The organism is Idiomarina sp. UBA4206 (assembly GCF_002383015.1).
Taxonomy (GTDB): Bacteria; Pseudomonadota; Gammaproteobacteria; order Enterobacterales; family Alteromonadaceae; genus Idiomarina; species Idiomarina abyssalis.
Genome location: NZ_DFTS01000004.1, coordinates 9,292 through 13,534, shown reverse-complemented (window position 1 = coordinate 13,534; position 4,243 = coordinate 9,292). Strand labels below are relative to the sequence as shown.

The 4,243-nt window shown below is 47.2% G+C and carries 4 protein-coding genes; all 4 read left to right on the top strand.

The features are described from left to right. Nucleotides 1-1,220 (top strand): ABC transporter substrate-binding protein (locus B3180_RS00380; RefSeq protein ID WP_286842213.1); only part of this gene is annotated, 1,220 nt, incomplete at its 5' end. Continuing rightward, a complete protein-coding gene (locus B3180_RS00375; RefSeq protein ID WP_054487991.1) occupies nt 1,217-2,245 on the top strand; it encodes an ABC transporter permease in 1,029 nt (342 codons plus the stop codon). The genes B3180_RS00380 and B3180_RS00375, both read left to right, overlap by 4 nt. Beyond that, complete coding sequence (locus tag B3180_RS00370; protein ID WP_074930767.1) at nt 2,232-3,125, top strand: ABC transporter permease subunit; 894 nt, start codon at nt 2,232-2,234, stop codon at nt 3,123-3,125. Before B3180_RS00375 ends, B3180_RS00370 begins: the two co-directional genes overlap by 14 nt. Beyond that, complete coding sequence (locus B3180_RS00365; protein WP_054487993.1) at nt 3,125-4,117, top strand: oligopeptide/dipeptide ABC transporter ATP-binding protein; 993 nt, start codon at nt 3,125-3,127, stop codon at nt 4,115-4,117. The genes B3180_RS00370 and B3180_RS00365 overlap by 1 nt, the downstream gene beginning before the upstream one ends. The last annotated feature ends 126 nt before the right edge of the window (nt 4,118-4,243 follow it).

Sequence of the window (4,243 nt, the reverse complement as noted above, 5' to 3'; positions counted from 1 at the left end):
ACACCGGCGGAAGCTATCCGTTTTTCAGTGCTACCGGCCTTGATCAACTCATTAATAAAGTCGTGAAGATTGACGAAATGACAGTCGATATTGTACTTAACAATGCCGACAGCTCATTCCTGGCAAATTTAGCAACAGATTTCGCTATCGTTTTGTCCGCCGAGTACGCACAGAAACTTTTAGTCGCGGAACGACCAGAGCAAATTGACAGCTTACCGATAGGGACCGGTCCTTATCGTTTTGAAAGTTACCGAAAAGATATCTTAATTCGGTACTCGCGTCACCCTGACTACTGGCGTGAAGGGCCAGGTATTAAGCACTTGGTGTACTCCATTACACCCAACGCCAACAAACGCATGCTGAAATTAGTTACCGGCGAATGTGACATCATTCCTTACCCATTGGTCAGCGAGTTGAAAGCTCTTAACCGGGAGCAACTCATGGTCACCAATGAGGTCAGTCCTAACGTTTCATTTTGGGCTTTTAACACGCAAAAAGAACCCTTTGATGATCCTCTCGTTCGTCAGGCTTTAAGTCACGCGATTAACCGCGAAGCCATTATTCAGACAATTTATTACGGCAACGCAGAGCTGGCGCAGTCGATATTGCCGCCTACATCCTGGGCATACGATGACCGGGGCATTCAGTATCAATACGATCCGGAAAAAGCCAAACGCCTGTTACAGGAAGCAGGCCACTCCAGCCTGGATATTACGATTTGGGCGATGCCAGTACAGCGAGTCTACAACCCCAATGCCCGTAGAATGGCAGAGTTGATGCAATCGGATTTAGCTCAAATAGGCGTATCTGCGCGCATTGTTTCATATGAATGGAATACCTTTCGGCGACGCCTTTCTCGGGGGGAACACGATACAGTTCTCATAGGCTGGTATGCCGATAATGCCGATCCTGATAACTTTTTCCGGCCCCTGCTGAGTTGTGCCGCAGTAGCGACCGGCGGCAATCGAGCGAACTGGTGCCATACCGGTTTTGATCAACTTCTGTACAGTGCCATTGCAACGACAAACCCAGAAGAGCGCAAAGCTCTATATCAGTCAGCGCAGCACTTGTTGAATCAACAACAACCTTTACTGCCGATTGCTCATTCAAAACGTTTTCAGGCACAACAGAAAAGTATTAGCGGTGTCGAATTACCCCCTTATGGCGGCATTAACTTTCGTCTTGCGACTAAAAAGCCTGTACAGGAGCAATCGCAATGACTCGCTATCTTGTTGGCCGCTTAAGTGTTTTTATTATTGCCGTTTTTTTACTGACAGTTTTTAGCTTCAGTCTTAATTACCTGTTTCCGGGTGACCCTATAACCAATATGACCGGTGTTCGTACCTTCCAGAACAATTATTCATTAGTGATGGAGTTACGCGCCGGAGACGAAAACATTGCCGCGCAGTATCTGCATTACTTACGCCACTTGTTCGCAGGTGACTGGGGGCTGTCGTTAAGTAATAGCACACCAGTGTTTGCTGACGGTCTCCAGCATTTTATGGCGTCAATGGAGCTGATTATTCTGGCGTTATTGGTTGCAGTCATCTTTGGTTTACCTTTGGGCGTGTTTGCAGCGACCCGCTTCAGACAACGCTCAGACAAGGCAGTAATAAGCCTGGCAATGATGGGCTACTCTATTCCGGTATTCTGGCTAGCACAGCTCTTGATCTTACTGTTCGCTATAAAGCTGGGCTGGTTTCCCATTACGGGCCAAATTAATCCACTATATGGCGTAGAACCACAAACCGGCTCTATTCTAATCGATGTATTCCTTAGTCAGTCAGAGTATAAAGCTGAAGCACTTCAGGACGCTTTAAACCATATTGTTTTGCCGGTGCTGATATTGGCCATTATGCCTATGATGTTGCTACTCAGACTTATGCGAAACGCAACTCAGGAAATGCTGCAGAAACCTTTTGTCAAAGCAGCCAGAGCCCGCGGTTTAAGCGAATGGCGCGTACTAGTAAAGCACGCTATTCCCAACGCCGTGCAATCGGTACTGCAACAAACCACGCTACTTTTTAGTTTATTGTTAACGAACAGTATTGTTGTCGAGTCCATTTTTAACTGGCCCGGAATGGGTAATTGGCTTATCCGCAGTATATTTGAACGCGACTACCCTATTATTCAGGCTGCAGTGCTTATGTTCGCTTTCGTGATTTTACTATTCAACCTCCTGGTTGAGCTGTACCACGGCTGGCGCTTTCCAATAGTGAGGCATGAACAAAATGCCACAGATTAACCTCTATCATCACGACGAAACACCGTCTCCGCTGCAACTGGTCTGGAAAAGCTATCGAGCCCGATTTTTATCCATGGCAGCGCTTTATGTTTTATTAGCAATGATTCTCGTGGTTATTTTGTCGCCACTGCTGGCGCCGTTTAACACTTCAGCTCAATTTTCTGACGCTATCGCACTACCACCCTCATGGGTTGAAAGCGGTAATATGAAGTATTTATTCGGTACGGATGATCTTGGTCGCGACATGCTTTCAAGGCTTCTGATAGGCGGGTTATACAGCCTTGGCCTTCCCATACTTATGGTTGCTGTATCGTCATTAATAGGAATGAGTATTGGCGCACTTGCGGGCATTGATCGCACCATCAAGTATCAAAGTCTGTCGCGATTATTTGATACTCTGCTATCTATCCCATCCTTTTTGATGGCTCTTATCATTATTGCTATTCTCGGCACCGGTTTTAACAACGTTGCCTTTGCTATAACACTGTCGCTCATTCCACAGTTCATTTTTGTCACGCGCAATGCTGTTCACGAAGAGTGGCACAAAGACTACGTGACAGCTTCGCGGCTAAATGGTTGCTCAAAGGCTTATTTGCTTTATCGGGTTATCTTACCCAATGTTACACCAACACTGGTCATGCAGTTAACGGTGTCTCTTTCTGTTGCTATTATGGATATTGCTGCGCTTAGCTTTCTTGGCCTGGGTATTCAGGCACCTACTCCAGAGTGGGGAAGCATGTTAGCGCGGAGCCTGGACGAAGTTTATTTATCACCCTGGTCAATGGTGTTACCGGGCGTTACCCTGTTCATTACGATAATGGCTATTAATATTGTTGGAGACAGTTTACGTCGCGCCTTAAAAGAAAGGGTTAACAGCTAATGCAGTTACTCGACATCCGCAATTTGACGGTTGAAATGCAAACGCCACAAGGTGTTGTTCGCGTGCTCGACAAGGTCAACCTGCAACTCAGCGAAGGCGAAATACACAGCATAGTGGGCGAATCTGGCTCAGGTAAAAGCTTGCTGGCTAAAGCGATTGTCGGCTTTATTAATCCTAACTGGCAGGTTACTGCAGACAGACTCTGGTGGAACGGTCAGGATTTGCTGGCAATGACACCTAAGCAACGTCGGCACATTACGGGTCGCGACATGGCAATGATTTTTCAGGATCCTAACGCCTATCTTGACCCTAACAGCACGGTTGAACAGCAAATTATTGAGGCCATTCCACAAGGCGATGTGCGCGGCACCTTTATGCGCCGCAGAGTAGATCGTAAAACTCGGGTAAAAAGATTATTGCACCGGGTTGGTATTCGCGACCATGAATCAATTATGGACAGTTACCCTTTCGAATTGTCTCAGGGCATTGCACAGAAAGTGAGTATCGCCATCGCTATAGCTCACCGCCCCCGTCTACTCATTGCTGATGAGCCAACCACTGCCATGGAGCCATCGACACGACTGCAGATTCATCGTTTGATTGCCCGGCTGGCTGTCAGTCAGCAGATGTCAGTCGTACTTATTTCACAGGACGTAGCGTCAATTTTGCCGGAAACTAAGCGGCTAACAATGCTCTACTGTGGTCAGTTAATGGAAACCGGCCCGGCAAATGAAGTATTGTCAGAGCCTGCGCACCCTTACACCGACTCAATGATTCGCATGTCGTTACAAACACAACAGCAGCTTCCTCATAAAGCTCGGCTACCGACCTTACCAGGTACTATTCCAACGCTGCGCCATATGCCCATTGGTTGCCGCTTAGGACCAAGATGCCCATACGCGCAAAAAACCTGTGTAAAAGCACCGGTAGCAACCCATGAACGGCAACGTGTCTTTCATTGTCACTTTCCATTACTGGATACAACACCATGAGTCATTTACTCGAAGTGCGCAATTTGGGTAAAACCTTTCGTTCGCGTAAAGGCTGGCCTTGGTCACCCAAGTCGGTCGCGATAGAACCACTTTCATTTACACTTGAAGCTGGCGAAATACTGGCCG